Origin of the sequence: Modestobacter sp. DSM 44400 (assembly GCF_900107175.1) — a bacterium.
In the GTDB taxonomy this organism is placed as follows: Bacteria; Actinomycetota; Actinomycetes; order Mycobacteriales; family Geodermatophilaceae; genus Modestobacter.
Window position 1 is genome coordinate 1 of record NZ_FNOZ01000067.1, and the last position, 15120, is coordinate 15120.

The 15120-nt window shown below is 71.1% G+C and carries 10 protein-coding genes and 3 pseudogenes; 5 read left to right on the forward strand and 8 right to left on the reverse strand.

Annotated features, from left to right (window positions below; genetic code table 11):
- Nucleotides 1-182: pseudogene (locus BLW04_RS26220) on the reverse strand (ISL3 family transposase); the annotation flags it as partial.
- Between the two features lie 308 nt (nt 183-490).
- Nucleotides 491-1981 carry a bifunctional cytidylyltransferase/SDR family oxidoreductase gene (locus BLW04_RS22635; RefSeq protein ID WP_217631205.1) on the reverse strand — a complete coding sequence of 497 codons (1491 nt, stop codon included), beginning with the start codon at nt 1979-1981 and terminating at the stop codon, nt 491-493.
- Between the two features lie 290 nt (nt 1982-2271).
- On the opposite strand from BLW04_RS22635, the gene BLW04_RS22640 reads away from it, so the two are divergent.
- A complete protein-coding gene (locus tag BLW04_RS22640) occupies nt 2272-4008 on the forward strand; it encodes a CDP-glycerol glycerophosphotransferase family protein (RefSeq protein ID WP_091547725.1) in 1737 nt (578 codons plus the stop codon).
- Between the two features lie 21 nt (nt 4009-4029).
- Here BLW04_RS22640 and BLW04_RS22645 read toward each other — a convergent pair whose 3' ends face one another.
- The 5 genes and pseudogenes from BLW04_RS22645 to BLW04_RS22665 all read right to left on the reverse strand — a co-directional run.
- On the reverse strand, nt 4030-5238 hold the full coding sequence (locus tag BLW04_RS22645) for a CDP-glycerol glycerophosphotransferase family protein (RefSeq protein ID WP_091547728.1): 1209 nt from the start codon (nt 5236-5238) through the stop codon (nt 4030-4032).
- On the reverse strand, nt 5235-6461 hold the full coding sequence (locus tag BLW04_RS22650) for a CDP-glycerol glycerophosphotransferase family protein (protein ID WP_175484226.1): 1227 nt from the start codon (nt 6459-6461) through the stop codon (nt 5235-5237). Before BLW04_RS22650 ends, BLW04_RS22645 begins: the two co-directional genes overlap by 4 nt.
- A gap of 207 nt (nt 6462-6668) precedes the next feature.
- A complete protein-coding gene (locus tag BLW04_RS22655) occupies nt 6669-7952 on the reverse strand; it encodes a CDP-glycerol glycerophosphotransferase family protein (RefSeq protein WP_175484227.1) in 1284 nt (427 codons plus the stop codon).
- An 84-nt stretch (nt 7953-8036) separates the two neighbouring features.
- Nucleotides 8037-9047, reverse strand: a complete 1011-nt coding sequence (locus BLW04_RS22660; protein WP_175484228.1) for a glycosyltransferase family 2 protein — start codon at nt 9045-9047, stop codon at nt 8037-8039.
- A pseudogene (locus tag BLW04_RS22665) lies at nt 9040-9453 on the reverse strand (Wzt carbohydrate-binding domain-containing protein); the annotation flags it as partial. The pseudogene BLW04_RS22665 and the gene BLW04_RS22660, both read right to left, overlap by 8 nt.
- Nucleotides 9454-9848: 395 nt before the next feature.
- On the opposite strand from BLW04_RS22665, the gene BLW04_RS22670 reads away from it, so the two are divergent.
- The 4 genes from BLW04_RS22670 (at nt 9849) to BLW04_RS22685 (ending at nt 14798) form a co-directional block, all read left to right on the forward strand.
- Nucleotides 9849-11105, forward strand: a complete 1257-nt coding sequence (locus tag BLW04_RS22670; RefSeq protein WP_091547743.1) for a glycosyltransferase family 4 protein — start codon at nt 9849-9851, stop codon at nt 11103-11105.
- Between the two features lie 155 nt (nt 11106-11260).
- On the forward strand, nt 11261-12826 hold the full coding sequence (locus BLW04_RS22675) for a lipopolysaccharide biosynthesis protein (protein WP_091547746.1): 1566 nt from the start codon (nt 11261-11263) through the stop codon (nt 12824-12826).
- Nucleotides 12827-12934: 108 nt separating this feature from the next.
- Nucleotides 12935-13174: a hypothetical protein gene (locus BLW04_RS22680; RefSeq protein ID WP_091547748.1), complete on the forward strand. Its 240-nt coding sequence runs from the start codon at nt 12935-12937 to the stop codon at nt 13172-13174.
- 232 nt (nt 13175-13406) lie between these two features.
- Nucleotides 13407-14798 carry a right-handed parallel beta-helix repeat-containing protein gene (locus BLW04_RS22685; protein ID WP_091547751.1) on the forward strand — a complete coding sequence of 464 codons (1392 nt, stop codon included), beginning with the start codon at nt 13407-13409 and terminating at the stop codon, nt 14796-14798.
- Nucleotides 14799-14823: 25 nt separating this feature from the next.
- Here the strand turns inward: BLW04_RS22685 and BLW04_RS22690 are convergent.
- A pseudogene (locus tag BLW04_RS22690) lies at nt 14824-15120 on the reverse strand (IS256 family transposase); the annotation flags it as partial.

Genomic DNA, 15120 nt, shown 5'->3' on the forward strand with positions numbered 1-15120 from the left:
CGTGGCGATGTCGTCCGGCGCTGCCGCACGCTGGTCGAGACCACCCCGCACACCGGGCACGCCGCCGCGGTCTCCTCCTCGGTGATCACGTGCACGACCCGGGTCCCGTCCGCGGCGCGCAGCACCTCGCGCACTCGAACTCCGGGCAGGCCGAACAGGATCGTCGTACCGTCTGAACTCACTCGTGGCCCCTCTGCTGCCGGCTCGTATCCACCGTCAGCATCGAGGGGCCACGGGCTTCTCAGCCCGAGGCCGCGATCCTCACAAGATCATGTCCTTCTTCCCCCTCAAGTTCGAAGAGCCCGGAACCGGGGGACCGGGCGGGCGCCGACGCCGTCCGGCGACACCCGCCGGCCCCCGAACGGTCGCGGCCTCTCCGGTCACCCGGGCGTGGTTCTGATCGCGAACCCGTCACGCTGCGCTGCCGGCGCTCGTGACCTGCCGCCGGCTGCCCGCTGGGGCCAGCCGGCAAAGCCGCGGCTGGGCAGGGTCAGCCCCCGGTGGACACCTGGACTGGCGCTTGGTCCTCTGCCCTCTGCTCGTCCATGGTCGCGGCGGCCGCAGCCGCCGCGGCGTCCAGATGCGAGGCCAACTTGTCCTCGCGCCGCACGTCGACGATGTGCCCGGTCCAGGGGGAGACCAGCACGCCCAGTGAGGTCTCGGCCACCGACTCCGACGTCAGCAGGGATCCCTCCGGCTCTTCCCCGAAGGCCTTGGTGCGCATCGGGGTGGCGGTGCGTTCCGGGTTCACGCAGTTGACGCGGATGCCGTCGCCGGCCCACTCGTCGGCGAGCGCCTGCGTCAGGTTGACCACGGCCGCCTTGGCCGACGAGTACAGGCTGTAGCCGCTGCGGCCGCGCGTGTAGGAGCTGGAGGTGAACAGCAGGAGTGAACCGTTGGTCGCACGCAGATGCGGGTGGAAGACCTGGGCGATGTGGATCGGCGCCAGGTAGTTCACGTCGTTGGACAGGTAGATGGTCTCCTCGCTGGTCTCCGCGAGGTCCCCGCGCGGCAGCACGCCCGAGGTGTTGACCACGAGGTCCACCCGGCCGGTGGCGGCCAGAGCGTGCTCGCAGGCCGCCACGATGTCGTCCCGACGCTCGACGTGCGTCCCCGTCGTCGACCTGCTGAAGCTCAACGCCCTGGCCCCGTGCTTCTCGGCGAGGGCCACGATGTCGGCCCCGATCCCGTACGAGCCGCCGAACACCACCAGTGTCTTGCCCTCGAGCAGCGCGCGGTACTCGGCGTCACTGCGGCTGGTCGGGGTGTCGTCGCTGTTGAGCTGGAACAGCTTGTCGGCGAGGTAGACGTCGATCGGCTCGGTGACCTTCATGTTGCGCTCCTCGCCCGGCACTACGGCGATGGGCACCTCGGGGCAGTAGCGCAGGACCACGGTGCAGTCGTCGGTGGCCTCGAAGCTCGGGTCGTCGGCGGCCCGCTCGTAGGCGCGGCGGATCACCGACAGGCGGAAGCACTGCGGCGTTTGACCGCGCCGCAGCAGGGGGCGGCGCAGCACGTCGTCGATGGTCCGCCCGGTCGCCTCGTCGACCTGGATGATCGTGTCGGCGGAGGGGATGGCGGTGTCGACGGCCTCGTACTCCTCCAGGGCCGCGACGCAGTCGTCGAGGACCTTCTGGCTCAGCAGCGGCCGGACGGCGTCGTGGAAGACCACGTTGCACTCTTCGTCGCCGAGTGCGTCCAGCGCCCGCTTGGTCGTCGCGTTCCGCGTCTCGGCGCCCTCGAGCAGCTGGGTGACCTTGGGGTAGGCCCCCGGCCGCAGCATCGCCCGGACGGCGTCCAGGTGGCCGGGCGTCATCAGGATGATGATCTCGTCGATCAGCGGCGAGGCCTGGAGCACGCCGATGGTGTGCTCCATGATCGGCTTGCCGGCGACCTTGATCAGTTGCTTGGGGATGGACAGGCCCACCCGGGAGCCGGTTCCGCCCGCAAGGACGACGGCTACGTTCCGCAATCTCGACACGCTCCGACCGTAGGGGGCATCGGCGCGGGAGGGCGACACGAAGCCCGATCGAGTGAGTGATGTGACGCAAGTGGGTGACCGTCCGTGACCGAGCCCGGACATTCGGCCGCCACGCCGTGCCTGCGGTGCCCGTCCCGGTGAACGCGAGCGTGCCGCGCAGGGTCGCCTATCCTCTGGCCGAGCCGATGGACCGTGCGACATGACGAGAGGGCCGCAGTGCTGGCGTTCCACCTGACGACACGACGACGGCGCCTCGCCGCCGTCCCGACCGGCGCTCGTGTGGCCGCCCGGTGAAGCGCAGCCGGTTCCTGGTCCTCGGCGGGTGCCTGGTCGTCCTGCTGATCGCGCTCCTGGTCGGCGCTCTCGGCGAGTGGCTCCTCGTGGTCGCGCTGGCCGGGCTCGGGCTGGCCGTCTGCGAGGTGGTACTGCACCGCGCACTCACGACCGCGCTCCCGCGCCAGCTCCCCTTCGTCCTCGCCGAGCTGTACGCGCGGGTGCCGCTGGAGCAGGCCCTGCTGCTGGTCTACGTGGTCGGGGTACCGCAGCTGAACGGCACGACGGAGACCGTCGTGGTGCTCGCTGTGGTCGCTCACCAGGTCCTGCGTCTCGCCCACTCTGTCGCTGCCCTCGTCGCGACCCGACTGGCCGTTCCACGGGCCCAGCTGCGGAACCTCGGCGACTCCTACCGCCCCGGGCCGTCGCTCGCCCCGCTGGTCAGCCCCCGCGCCACGCAGCTGCTCGTCGCCGCGACGGGACTACCGGCGCTGGGTCTGCTCTGGGCGGCGGTCAGCGGGTCGTTCGCCCTGGTGGCCCCCGCAGCGATCGCAATGGCGCTGGTGGCCGGTGCGGTCGTCGCGGCCGGCGTCCCTGCTCTGCTGACGCTGATCCGGCGCCCGCGGGGCAGTGCCGTCGTCCGGGCGGCACACGAGGCCGTCCTGCGGCACCGCCCCGAGGTCGTGCTCTATTCGCACGGAATCGCGGACGAGATGCACTGGGTGACCACCTGGTTGCCGACGCTCGACGCTCTCGAGCGGCCGGCCCTGGTCATGGTCCGCGACCCCGAGGTGTTCTCCTTGCTGCCACCCGCAGTCACCCCCGTCGTGTGCCTGCCCGACCCCCGGGACGTGCTGCCGTTCAGCCTCCCGGACGCGCGGGTCGCCCTGTACGTGGCGAACGCCCGGGAGAACATCCGGCTGCTGCGCAACCCGCGGTTGCGCAGCGCGTTCATCGGACACGGGGACAGCGACAAGGCCGCCAGCACCAGCCCGCTGTCCAAGATGTACGACGAGGTCTGGGTGGCCGGCGAGGCTGCCCGGAGGCGTTACCTCGAGGCGGACGTCGGAGTCAGGCCGGAGCAGATCCGGATCGTCGGCCGACCGCAGGTGCAGCGGGTCCAGCCCGGCATCCCGCTCGAGCCCGGCGCTCCATGCTCGGTCCTCTACGCGCCGACCTGGGAAGGCCTGCTGGGCAACGCGACCGACTCCTCGCTGCTGCACTCCGGGCGGGACGTGGTGCGGGGGCTGCTGGCAGTAAAGGGGGTCCGCGTCCTCTACCGCTCCCATCCGACGACTGGTGCCCGCAATCCCCGCTTTCTGGAGGCGCACCAGGCGATCCTGCAAGAGCTCGCCGCCGCCGGGGCGCCGCACGCCGTCGTGGACGCCGCGACGACAGATCTGCACTCCGCGTTGAACATGGCCGACGTGCTCGTCACCGACGTGTCCTCGGTGATCTCCGACTTCCTCGCCTCGGGCAAGCCGTACCTCGTCGTGAACGGCACGGACATGAGCGAGTCGGAGTTCCGCGGGCAGTTCCCGAGCACCGCTGGCGCCGGCGTCATCGGCCGGGGGGCGGAAGGGCTCGCCGGGGCACTGGCCGACGCTCGCGGTCCGGACTCCATGCGCACCGCGAGGGAGCGGGTCCGCGTGCAGCTCATCGGGCCCCCGACCGACGACCCCGTCGGGCTCTTGTCCGAGGCGATCGACGCGCTGGGGGACACGCTGCGACCACGGGGGATGTCGGTCGGCTGACTGGTGCCGGTCAGTCCGAGCTCAGGAGCCGGGCCGGCCGAGCACGAAGTCGGCGATGGCCGGGCTGGCCGGCCTGCTCACCGCCTCCGGAGAACCCCAGAAGCGGGTGCGCAGCTCGGCCAGCCGCTCTGCCGGCAGCTCGGCCAGTGCCGCACCGCTCCGCAGCACCTCGCACAGCTGGGGGAAGCTGTCGGCCCGCTGGCCGACGATGTTGTCCTCCAGCGGGAACGCCAGGTCTCGGTTTTTCGCGACGTAGCGTTCGTAGTCGTAGGCGTAGATCACGGCTCCGGAGCCCGACGTGGCGATGTAGTCGTAGAGGAGGCTCGAGTAGTCGGTGATGAGGCAGTCGACCTCGTCCAGGACCGGGTAGAGGTCCAGGTCCGCCGGCCACTCGATGATGTTGTCGAAGGCCGTCACCTCCTCGCTCACCGCGGCGGCGGTGGACGGGTGCAGCTTGAGCAGCAGGACTCCGTCGGTCGGCCGCAGCGCCTCGGACAGGGCAGCCAGGTCAGGCAGGGCCTCGCCGAAGAAGTCCGCGTCGTCGTCCCGCAGGGTCGGGGCGTACAGGTAGACCGTCCGGCCGGCAGTCAGCCCGCGCAGCGCCGCGTAGTCGCCGAACTCCAGGCACCGTGCGCGGAACTGCTCGTCGACCAGGGGGTCGATCCGGGGGTAGCCCAGCGGGGGGCAGCGGTCGACGGGCACGTCGAAGGAACGCGCGAAGTGCGCGGACATCGCCGGGGACGTCGCCAGCACGAGCGCCGGACGGCGGAACCGGTGCGCGGAGCGCACGTAGACGTCGGGCCGCCACAGCTTGCGGTAGAGATCGGCGTTCTGCCCCACCCGCGCACCGCGCAGGATGTTCTTGATGCCGACCCCGTGCCACAGGTTCAGCACCTGCGCACCGCCGCTGAACGCCAGGGAGGTGTCGCTGCTGTCGTTGGCGACCACGTGGTACCGCGCGCGGGCGGCCGCGGTGACGCCGGCACGCGACCACCGCAGCTCGCAGCGGAGGCCGCGGTCCCGCAGCAGGCGGCACGTGTCCACGCTGGAGGTCAGCCAGACGCACTGCACGTCGGGACGGTGCTGCGACATCCACAGGAACAGGAACTTGGGGTTGCCGGAGAAGCCATCCTGCGGCGCCCCGAACACCCACAGGTCACGGCGCCGGGGAACCAGGAAGGACAACGGGAAGAGGACGACCCGGGACAGCAGGGCCAGCAGGACCGTCATCGGGCGGGACGCCGGCGGGGGAGCGGCCCGGGCCAGCGGACGGGCTGCTCGGCCAGGCGCCGCATGATCCGCTCCCGCGCACCTCCCGAGGGGTACTTGAAGAACAGCTCCCGGGTGCGCGCGCGGTCCTGCCGGTGCGGGTCCCGGCCCGACAGCTCGGTGTCCAGCGCGGCCAGGAACTCCGCCTCGGTCACCGCCTTCGGGCCGGGGGTGTGGTCGGCATAGCGGAAGAAGAACCCGCGCTGGCCCTCGTACTCCGCCAGGTCCACCGGGTTGAAGATGACCGGCCGGTCCAGCAGCAGGTAGTCCATGTAGATCGACGAGTAGTCGGTGATCAGCACATCGACGTGCTTGAGCAGCTCGTTCGTGTCACCGAAGATCGTGTCGTCGGCCGGCTGCACCCGCGGCGACCCCACCCGGTCGATGGTGGCCCGGGCCGCGCCGGCCTCGTAGTAGTGCGGCCGGATGAGCAGCGTCGCATCGTGCCGGCCCAGCAGGTCCACCAGCGCCGTGGCGTCCATGCCCGGGATCGGCAGGTAGTCCTCGAGCACCGCCCAGTCCCGGAAGGTGGGCGCGTACAGGACCGTCCTGCCGCGCAGGACGGGGTGCTTCACGGCGAGAGCGGGGTCGGCGGGCTCCAGCAGCAGGTCGTTTCGCGGGACTCCGGTGGGCCAGATGTCGGCCAACGGCACGTGGTACCCGCGCTCCCAGAACGTCGCCTCGTAGTCCGACGAGCAGACGACGTGGGCGTACGTGCTCGTCTCCCGGTCCAGCGCGGGCCGGTCGAACTCCCGCTTGGCGTACCCCATGGTCTTCGGGCCCACGCCGTGGGTGAGCTGGATGTAACGGCGCAGCCGTGAGTACCCCAGCAGGCCGACGTCGCGCCGCGAGTGCGAGACGAAGACCGCCCGCGCCCGTACCCCCAGCCAGAGCGCCCGTGGGCCCATCGCGTTGACCGCACGCCCGGGATGCGCCGCCTCGACGGCCGCCACGAGAGCGCGCGAGGTGCTGAACCAGTAGGGGTCCCAGCCCTCGGTGCGACTGGCGTACTCGAACAGCTCCCGGGAGTTGCCCCCGAACCTGGTGCCCTCGTCGCCGCCGATCACCAGCACCCGGCTGTTCTTCGGCACCAGGTAGTCCAGGGTCGTGACAGTGGCGGTCAATAACCTGCGGACGGCTGCCCGCAGCGGCTTCAACCGGCCAGTGGCCTGCCTGCGGTTCACCACGCGCTCATCCGGCGGCAGACGGTGTACACGCCTGTCCTCTCTGTCGGGGGAAGGGGCGGGAGTCAGGGTGCAGAGGGAGGACGACCAGGCTCTTCCCCGACCCGGCGACCGGCAAGCCTGCGGGCGGTCGGAGGCATGTGACTCGGACTGCATTCCGGCTAGCGCTGTTCCCACTCCTGGGCGTCGAGCGCGTACGGCCGACCGCTATCCGCGGCCGGCGGTGATGCCGAGCCCGTCCAGCAGTCGGGCGGTGCTGCGGTCGTCGTGGAACTGGTGGAAGCGCAGCCGCGCGCGTCGGCGTTCCTCGGCCATCGAGTCGCGGCCTGCCACCACGTCGCGTACGGCGGCGATCATCCCGTCGACGTCCGTGGTCAGCGGCCCGGGCACCCAGTGCTCGAAGGGCTCGAGGTTGAGTCCGCGGCCGGCCCGGTAGTCGGCGATGTCCGGAAAGGCGAAGATCATCGGCTTGTCCAGCAGCAGGTAGTCGACCCACACCGATGACATGTCGGTGATGAGACCGTCGAAAGCCGACAGCACCGGGTACAAGGTCATCGCCTGGTCGCTGAGGTCCTCGGCGCGCAACACCCGGATCGCGCGGTAGTCCCCGGCGAAGGTCGTGGCGTCGCGCGGGTGGACCTTCAGCACCACCCGGGCGCCGTTCTCATCCAGCCAGGTATCGAGTCGTTCGAGGTCCCTGGCCGGGAAGGGCCCCTCGGTGCTGGCCCCGATGCTGTCGCTGCGCCGCTCGGTCCCGTACTTCCCGACCCGGAAGCTCGGCATCCACAGCAGCGTCGGACAGGCGGAGTCCGCTCCCAACAGTCGATCACGCAGAGCGCGCTGGTCCGCCCGCAACATGCGGTCGTTCCGCGGCGCTCCGATGATCGGCACCTGCAGCGGGTGCATGTCGAACTCCGCAGCGCGGTAGGCGCGGCCCACGGTCGAGCAGACCGGGGCGAACGTGCTGTGTACACCGCCACGACCGGAGAAGCGGGCCGTGACCTTCGTCGGTGGCTCGCCATGCCACAGGGACACGACGACCTGCGAGCGTGGCGGCCGGTGGTCGCCGTAGAGCCGGCTGGTCGTCATCACGAAGCGGGCCGTCAGGAACGCGAGCACCCCGCGCACCGATCGCTTCCGCACGGTCGTGACGCCCGGAACCGTCAGAGAGTGCAGCAGTGGGCCCCGCTTCGAGTCCTCGAGCAGCACGGTGGGCCGCCAGCCCCGGGCCACACACTCCTCGGCCACCGACAGCAGGCCGTCCTCGACGTCGACGGTGCTGTGCAGCACGACCCGGGACGGGTCCTTGGGCAGCACCCGGTTGACCAGGGCGAAGGCGGCATGGACCAGCCAGCGTGGGCTGGGTCGGCCGCCGGTGAAGCGGGACCCCGTCCCGATCTGAGGGAACTCGCCCGCTGAGGTCTGGCCGGACAGCGACGGAGCGGAGTGATCCCCGCTGGCCCGCTGGGACGAGGGTTGAGCAGACGACATGTACCTGCCTCTTTCGGGCTGCGGTTGAGATAGGAGGTTACGTGCGCCCCTGGTGCTGAGCGCGGCGGTCATGCCGGGGACCGGTCAGACAAGCCCGGCCGGCCGAGGGCTGCGGTAGGCGGCCAGCCACGACTCCACCTGCTCACGGTCGAACAGCTCGTCGCCGTGGGCAGGGACCGGTGAGAGCTTCAGCCGGCGTCGGACCAGGCGCTCGAGGACGCGGGCCGCACCGCGCGCGGCGACGGACGCGGACCCCGGGATGAACACTGCCCGCAGAACCAGTCGCAGCGCGGTCCGCCGGTCACCCAGGTAGTACGCCATTCGCAGCAGGCGCTCGGACGCCGCCGCCCAGTCGATGGCGCCGACGCCTGCACCGGGGTGGGCCGCGTACTTCCGCTCCATGTACCGCATCTCCGCCTGCAGGCCCCGCGAATCGTGGAACATGCTGTCGGAGTGGACGTAGTAGCCGACCAGGGGACGGCTCACGACAGCAACGGGCGAACGCCGGGCCAGCCGCACGTTGAAGTCCCAGTCGGCGAGGATGGACATCTGCTCGTCGAACCCACCGACTTCGTGGGCGAGGAGGCGGTCGACGACGATCCCGGAGCCGCCACCGGGGATGGCGTTGCGTCTAGACAACTCGGCGGCCACCTGACCCGAGGCGGGCGGTACCGCGTAGCGCAGGAAATCGAGTCCGGCATCGACGCGGACCGCGCCACCGCACGCCCAGCGGGCCGGCGGTTGGTCCCGCACGGCAGCCAGCAGGGCCCGGAGCTTGTCCGGTGCCCAGAGGTCGTCGTCATCGACGAACGCCACCCACGGCGTCGTCGCGACCCCGAGGCCGGCGTTGCGCGCGGCCGACACGCCCTTGCTCTGCTCGTGCCGGAGCACCCTCAGGTTGGTCCAGCCGAGCCGGCGCAGTTCGTCGGCGGTCCCGTCGGTGCCGCCGTCGTCGACGACGACGACGACCTCGAGTTCCACCTCTTCCTGGCGGGCCACCGACTCCAGGGTCCGCAGAAGCAGGTCACGTCGGTTCCGCATCGGGATGACCACGGTCACCGCAGCTCCGCTGCCCGCACCCGTTCCCTCAGTCATCGAGGCGCCACGCGTGCGGCGGCTGCAGGATGCCGCTCGTCCCGATGCCGAGCACATGGACGCGCCAGGCGTCCCAGTGGTAGTCGTAGGGCACTTCCCAGTCCTTCGAGTAGATCCCGGCATCCAGCCAGTAGGTGCCCGGTTCGAGGTCCAGCCGGTCGATGGCCACCGAGATGCTGCCGTTGTCGGACAACGGCACCGCCGCCGCGCCACTGGCCTCCGTAGTCAGGTCGAGCACCTTGACGTCGCCGCCGACCCGTCGAAGGGAGACGCTGAAGTTCGCTTGGGTCACCGGTGCATCTCGGCGGTAGGCGACGGTCACGGTGAGCCCGCCGCCCAGCCGGGTGGCTCCGGGGCCCGCGCCCTGGCTGCCGGTTCTGGTGATGCCGGCGATACGGACCTCCGCCGTCCCCTTGCGGAACCCGCCGCCGGCGAGGTCCTGCGGAGCTCCCGCGCGCTCGTCCGGCGACGCCTCGTACTCGTCGAGGACCTCACCGGGAACTGGGCTGGCGTGCCACCCGGGACCTCACCGAGTCGGTCGGCAGCGCGTGGGCGGCGGACTGCGCCGGGGTGCCGCTGGTCCGGTGAGTCGCGGGGTGTCCCGTCGACGTCCCACGACCCCGTCCCACACGACCCCGTCCCACTCGTGGGGGTGACGCGACCAGCCGGCTGTGGCACCGAGCCCGGCCGGCGAGGACAGTCGAGGGCTCGTCCCCGCCGGACACCGGTCGCGGCTCGCGTGTCCCACGGCGCTGCGAGCGTGGCCTGCGTCCGTCCTCGGTTTGCCCCTGGAGGAGCCAAGTGCAGCAGCGCGTGATCGCCCACCGCGTCATCTCTCGTGCGTTCCAGCTGGCGCTGCGGACGCCGGTCCGCCGGCACAGTGCCCCGGCGGTCCCGGGCCCGGTGCGCTTCCTGGTGATGGACCTGCACGAGAAAGGCGGCTCGGTGCGCAGCAACCTGCTGCTGGCCGGCGGGCTGGCCCGGGAGCACCCGGTCGAGGTGTTGTCGCTGTTCGTAGCGGACGAGGAAAGCTTCTACGCCGTGCCGCCGGGCGTCACGACCCGGGTGCTCGACGACCGCCGGACCTCGACCCGGAAGGGCCGACTCCAGCGCCTGGCGTCCCGGGTCCCCAGCATCCTGCTGCACCCCGAGGACCGGTCACGGGACTCCTTCACCTTGTGGACCGACATCCAGGCGATACGCGCGCTGCGACAACTCGACGGCGGCTGGCTGGTCACCACCCGTCCGGCGCTGCATCTGGTCGCCGCCCGCTTCGCGCCCCCCGGAGTCGTCGTCATCGCCCGGGAGCACGACAACTTCACCAAGATCCGCGCGGCAGTGCGGCAGGACCTGCGGGACCTCGCTCACGGCCTGGACGGCCTGAGCGTGCTGACCCTCGCCGACGAGCACGACTACCAGGACCTGCTCGGCCCCTACGGCGTCGACGTGTTCCAGGCGCCCAACGCACTCGATCCGCTGCCGGGCGACCCTGCCAGGGGGCGCAGCACGGTGGTGCTCGCGGCGGGCCGGCTCACCGTCCAGAAGGGCTTCGACCTCCTCATCGACGCGTTCGCGCCGGTGGCCCAGCGGCATCCCGACTGGCGGCTGCGGATCTTCGGTGACGGGCCGCGTCGCCCGGAACTGGAAGCGCAGGTCAGTGCGCTCGGTCTGGACGGCGTGGTGCAACTGCTGCCGGCGACGCGGCAGATCGGGCAGGAGATGGCGCAGGCCGGGATCTTCGTGCTCAGTTCCCGCTTCGAGGGGTTCGGTCGCGTGGTGCTCGAATCACTGAGCAAGGCGCTGCCGGTCGTCAGCTTCGACTGCCCCCGGGGCCCGGGGGAGATCATCAGCCCCGGACGCGACGGCCTGCTCGTGCCGGCCGAGGACGTCGAAGCCCTGTCCGCTGCGATCCTGGAGCTGATCGAGGACGAACCGCTGCGGCGTCGGCTCGGGGACGCCGGACCCGCGAAGGCGGCGCAGTACGACCTGCCGACCATCAGCGCGCGGTGGGTGCGTGAGCTGGCGTCCCTGGTCGATCGCCGGGGAGCGCCGCGCTGAGGCGCCCGGCGCGTAGCCCGAACGGGTACCCACCAGCGGAGCGCAGCCGACCGCCGCGTCGGTCCGGCTAGCATCGGCCACTTGGCGGACCGCTCCGGAGGCTGCGCCGACCAGGCACGCCGCCGTCCGTCCGTCCAGGCTGTCACAGGAGTTCCATGAGCACACCCGGGTCGAACCCGACCACGCCCGTCCAGGACGACGTGTCGGACACGCGCAACTCGCTGGCCGAGGACGCGCTGGACCTGCAGCACCCGGTCCTCCGTCGGCTCCAGCCCCAACGTGACCTCGGCTCCGGTGTGCGCCGCGGTGCGACGTGGGCGGCGGGCGGCAAGATCATCGGCCAGGTTATCCAGTTCCTGGGCACCATCATCACCGCCCGGCTGCTGCTCCCGGAGGACTACGGGAAGGCCGCGATCGTCCTCCCGCTGGTCGCGTTCGCAGCGATCTTCTCGTCCCTGGGTCTGGGCAGCGCGGTCATCCACAGCCGGCGGGTCACCGAGAAGCTGCTCTCGACGGCGTTCTGGGTCAATGCGGTCACGGGTGTCCTGATCACCGCGCTGGTCGCGGCCCTCGCCGTACCGCTGGCCCACCTGTTCGACGAGCCGCTGCTCACCCCGCTGCTGCTCGTCGGGAGCCTGAACTTCACCCTGTCGCTGAACGTCGTGCACACCTCGTTGCTCGAGCGGACGCTGCGGTTCAAGCAGATCGCCGTCCTGGAGACGGTGTGCTCGGTGTTGAGCATCGGCACGGTGGTGGTCGCCGCGATCGCCGGCGCCGGTCCGTTCGCGCTGGTGCTGGGCCCGCTGACCTACACGATCGTCCGCACCCTGCTCAGCTGGGCCGTCGTGCGCTGGCTCCCCCGGGCGCGGCCGGACCGGGCCAGCGTGCGTGAACTGTGGGCCTTCACCCGGGGCATCACCGGCTTCAACATCCTCATCTTCTGGTCGCGCAACGCGGACAACCTCCTGCTCGCCGGGGTCGCCTCCCAGGCGGCGCTGGGCAACTACAGCCGCGCCTACAACCTGATGAAGCTGCCCGTCGGGCAGATCCAGGTCGTCATGAACCGGGTTCTCTTCCCGGCGCTCACCCGGCTGCGTGACGACCGGCCACGCCTCGCCCGGGCCTGGTTGCGGGCGCTGTCGGTGTCCGGGCTGGCGGCGGCTCCGATCGCGATCGGCATGGCGGTCGCGGCCCCGGCCATGGTCGAGGTCCTGTTCGGGCGGCGCTGGCTGGGCATGGTCACCGTGCTGGAACTGCTGGCGGTCTCCGCTCTCCCGCAGACGCTCACCGCGACCGTCGGCGGTCTCCTCCGTGCGACCGGGGCCACGGACTCACTGTTCCGGCTGGGCCTGGTCGTCAGTGGACTGCGGCTGGCCGCGATGGTGGCCGGGCTGCCGTGGGGCACGGTCGGCGTGGCCACCGCCCTGATGATCGTCTTCTACGCCGAGACGCTGATCTTCGCCCGGCCCTGCCTGCGCGAGACCGGTCTGACCTGGCGTCAGCTGCTGCGCGCCGTTCGCGGTGTCTGGGTGTCGTGTTGTGCTCTCGCCGTGGCCGGGCTCGCCGTCCGCGTGCTCTTCTGCGACGTGTGGCCTGCCTGGCAGGTGCTGCTCGCCCAGCTCGCGGCCTGCGCGGTCGCCTACGTCGCCACCCTCGCCGTGGTGGAGCGTCCGACCCTGACCCTGGCGATCAACCAGGTGCGGCGGCTCCGTCGCCGGTAGGTGCTGCCGGGGGAGCGCTGGGCGGGTCTTGGCCGGCCCCCCGGCTGGCCCACTGCCGTTCACCGGGGACACCACCGCTGCTCATCACGGCCTGGCAACGTCCTGGTCATGACCCACGGTCTCCTCGCTGTCCCTGTCCTCGCGGCCTGGCGTGTCATCGACCTCGCGGCCCGCCTCGCCGTGCGGGTGTGGAGCGCCTCCGAACGCGCCGCCGCGACTGAGCACGTCGCCGTCCCGGTGCCCACGGCCATCGACCGCACCGTCCTGGTGCACCCGGCGTCGGCCCGGGAGCGCCGCGCCAGCCTGCTGCTGGCGTCGTCCGGGGAGTGCCTCCCGTCCGTCCGCTGAGCCGCGGCCGGCGGGCCGACTGGACCTCTTCCGCACCATCCGTCGGCGCAGGAGTCACAGTTGCCCCAGCGGCCACGCAGAGTGATGAAGGCCCTACTGACTGCCAATACGACCATGTAGCGTCCTATGACAGCGCACACCGTGACGGATTGTGTACTCACCGCTGCGATTCCGGTTGCGCTCGCTGGGCTCCCCCCTCAGCGTTCCGAGCTCGTCCGCCGGAGGCCGTTCAATGAAGACCCCCCTCGCCCTGCTGTTCGCAGCCCTGACCTTCCTCGGGGTCTGCTCGGTCACGGTGGTGAGTGCGGCGCTGGCGCGCGCCGCGTCCGACTCGGCCTCGCTGGTGCCGACGTTCTCCTCGGTCGGCGTCTACTGGAACCCGGCCGGCGGCGGCTCCGGCACCGCCGCTGAGGTCAGCTACCGACCGCACGGCTCGGCCTCGTGGCAGGACGGCACCGACCTGTGGTTCGACGGTCGGGGCCTTGGCGGCCGGCCGGCCGAGTACCGCGGGAGCATCGTCGGCCTGGCCTCCGGCACCGCCTACGAGGTCCGGCTGAAGCTGGCCGGCACGTCGGAGTCGGTCACCAAGGAGGTCCGCACCTGGTCCGAGGACTTCCCGATCGCCACGGTCGTGGAGCTGCCGGCGAAGTCGACCAAGCCGGTCGACCTGCGGAAGACCGGCTCACCGACCGGCTACGTCCTGATCACCGGCCCCGACGGCGGCCCGGCCACGATCGACCTGCAGGGTCAGTACGACTACGGCGTGCGCCTGACCGACTCCGCCTACGTCATCGTCCGCGGCCTGACCATCAAGGGCGCCAAGCACCACGGGATCCAGCTGGGCACCAGCACCTCCGACGACGTGCATGACGTCGTGGTCGAGGGCAACACCATCAGCGGCTGGGGCGTCAAGGACGCCAGCGGCTTCGGCACCCCGATGGACTCCGCGATCTACTCCAACACCAGCAAGCTCACCCGGGTGGTCGTCCAGGGGAACCGCCTCACCAGCCCGAACACCACCGCGAACAGCTGGAGCCAGTCGCACAACGGCAGCAGGCACCCGGCGGGCCCGCAGGGCATCACGTTCCTGCGCGGTGCCGGCAACAACGTCATCCGCTACAACGACATCGTCGGCGACGCCACGCACCACTTCAATGACGGCATGGGCGCGACGGCCAACTTCGGGACCAGCGGCTTCCCCGGCAAGGACAGCGACGTGCACGGCAACTACATCGCCTACACCTGGGACGACGGGATCGAGGCCGAGGGCGGAGGCATGAACGTCCGCCTGTACGACAACTACCTCACCGAGGTCTATCACGGGTTCGGCATGGCGGCGGTGTCGCTGGGTCCGCTGTACGCCTACCGCAACGTGCAGGACGTCTCCCGCAGCGACGCCGACGCCACGTACGGCCAGGCGATGTTCAAGATGGGCGGCAACACCTCGGGATCGACCTACTACGGCGACGGCCGGACCTACCTGTTCCACAACACCGCGCTCAAGCCGATCGACGGTCCGCGGAACCGCAAGGCGATCGAGGCCGGCGACGGTCGGGTGCTGCGCAACGCGGTCACCCGGAACAACATCCTGGGCACCGGCGCGAGGTTGTCCCGAGTTCCGTAGAACTTCGGTGGCGGTCCGTTGTGCGTCAGGCTGCGACGACCTCCTCATCTTGCACGGTGGAGCCGACAGTTCCAGCGATCTCGGCGTCGAGCGCGGCGCGAAACTTCGGCAGGTGCAGGTGGCCGTTGACGCGGCGGAACTGCTTGCCGGCCTCGACCATGCCGGCGGCGCACCAGCGCAGCGCCATCTGCCCGTCGCGCCAGCGCTTGACGTTGGCCGAGTGGTTCCGGCAGATGGAGATCATGCTCTCGATGGCGTTGGTCGAGCGCAGCGTGCGGGCCAGCGTCGGGGGCACGTCCAGGCGCAGCACGGTGAGCGTTTC

Coding starts and splice junctions, on each gene's coding strand:
- BLW04_RS22655 (WP_175484227.1), bottom strand. CDS start 7,952: ATGTCGTCTGCTCAACCCTCGTCCCAGCGGGCCAGCGGGGATCACTCC.
- BLW04_RS22685 (WP_091547751.1), top strand. CDS start 13,407: ATGAAGACCCCCCTCGCCCTGCTGTTCGCAGCCCTGACCTTCCTCGGG.
- BLW04_RS22645 (WP_091547728.1), bottom strand. CDS start 5,238: ATGACGGTCCTGCTGGCCCTGCTGTCCCGGGTCGTCCTCTTCCCGTTG.
- BLW04_RS22660 (WP_175484228.1), bottom strand. CDS start 9,047: ATGACTGAGGGAACGGGTGCGGGCAGCGGAGCTGCGGTGACCGTGGTC.
- BLW04_RS22680 (WP_091547748.1), top strand. CDS start 12,935: ATGACCCACGGTCTCCTCGCTGTCCCTGTCCTCGCGGCCTGGCGTGTC.
- BLW04_RS22675 (WP_091547746.1), top strand. CDS start 11,261: ATGAGCACACCCGGGTCGAACCCGACCACGCCCGTCCAGGACGACGTG.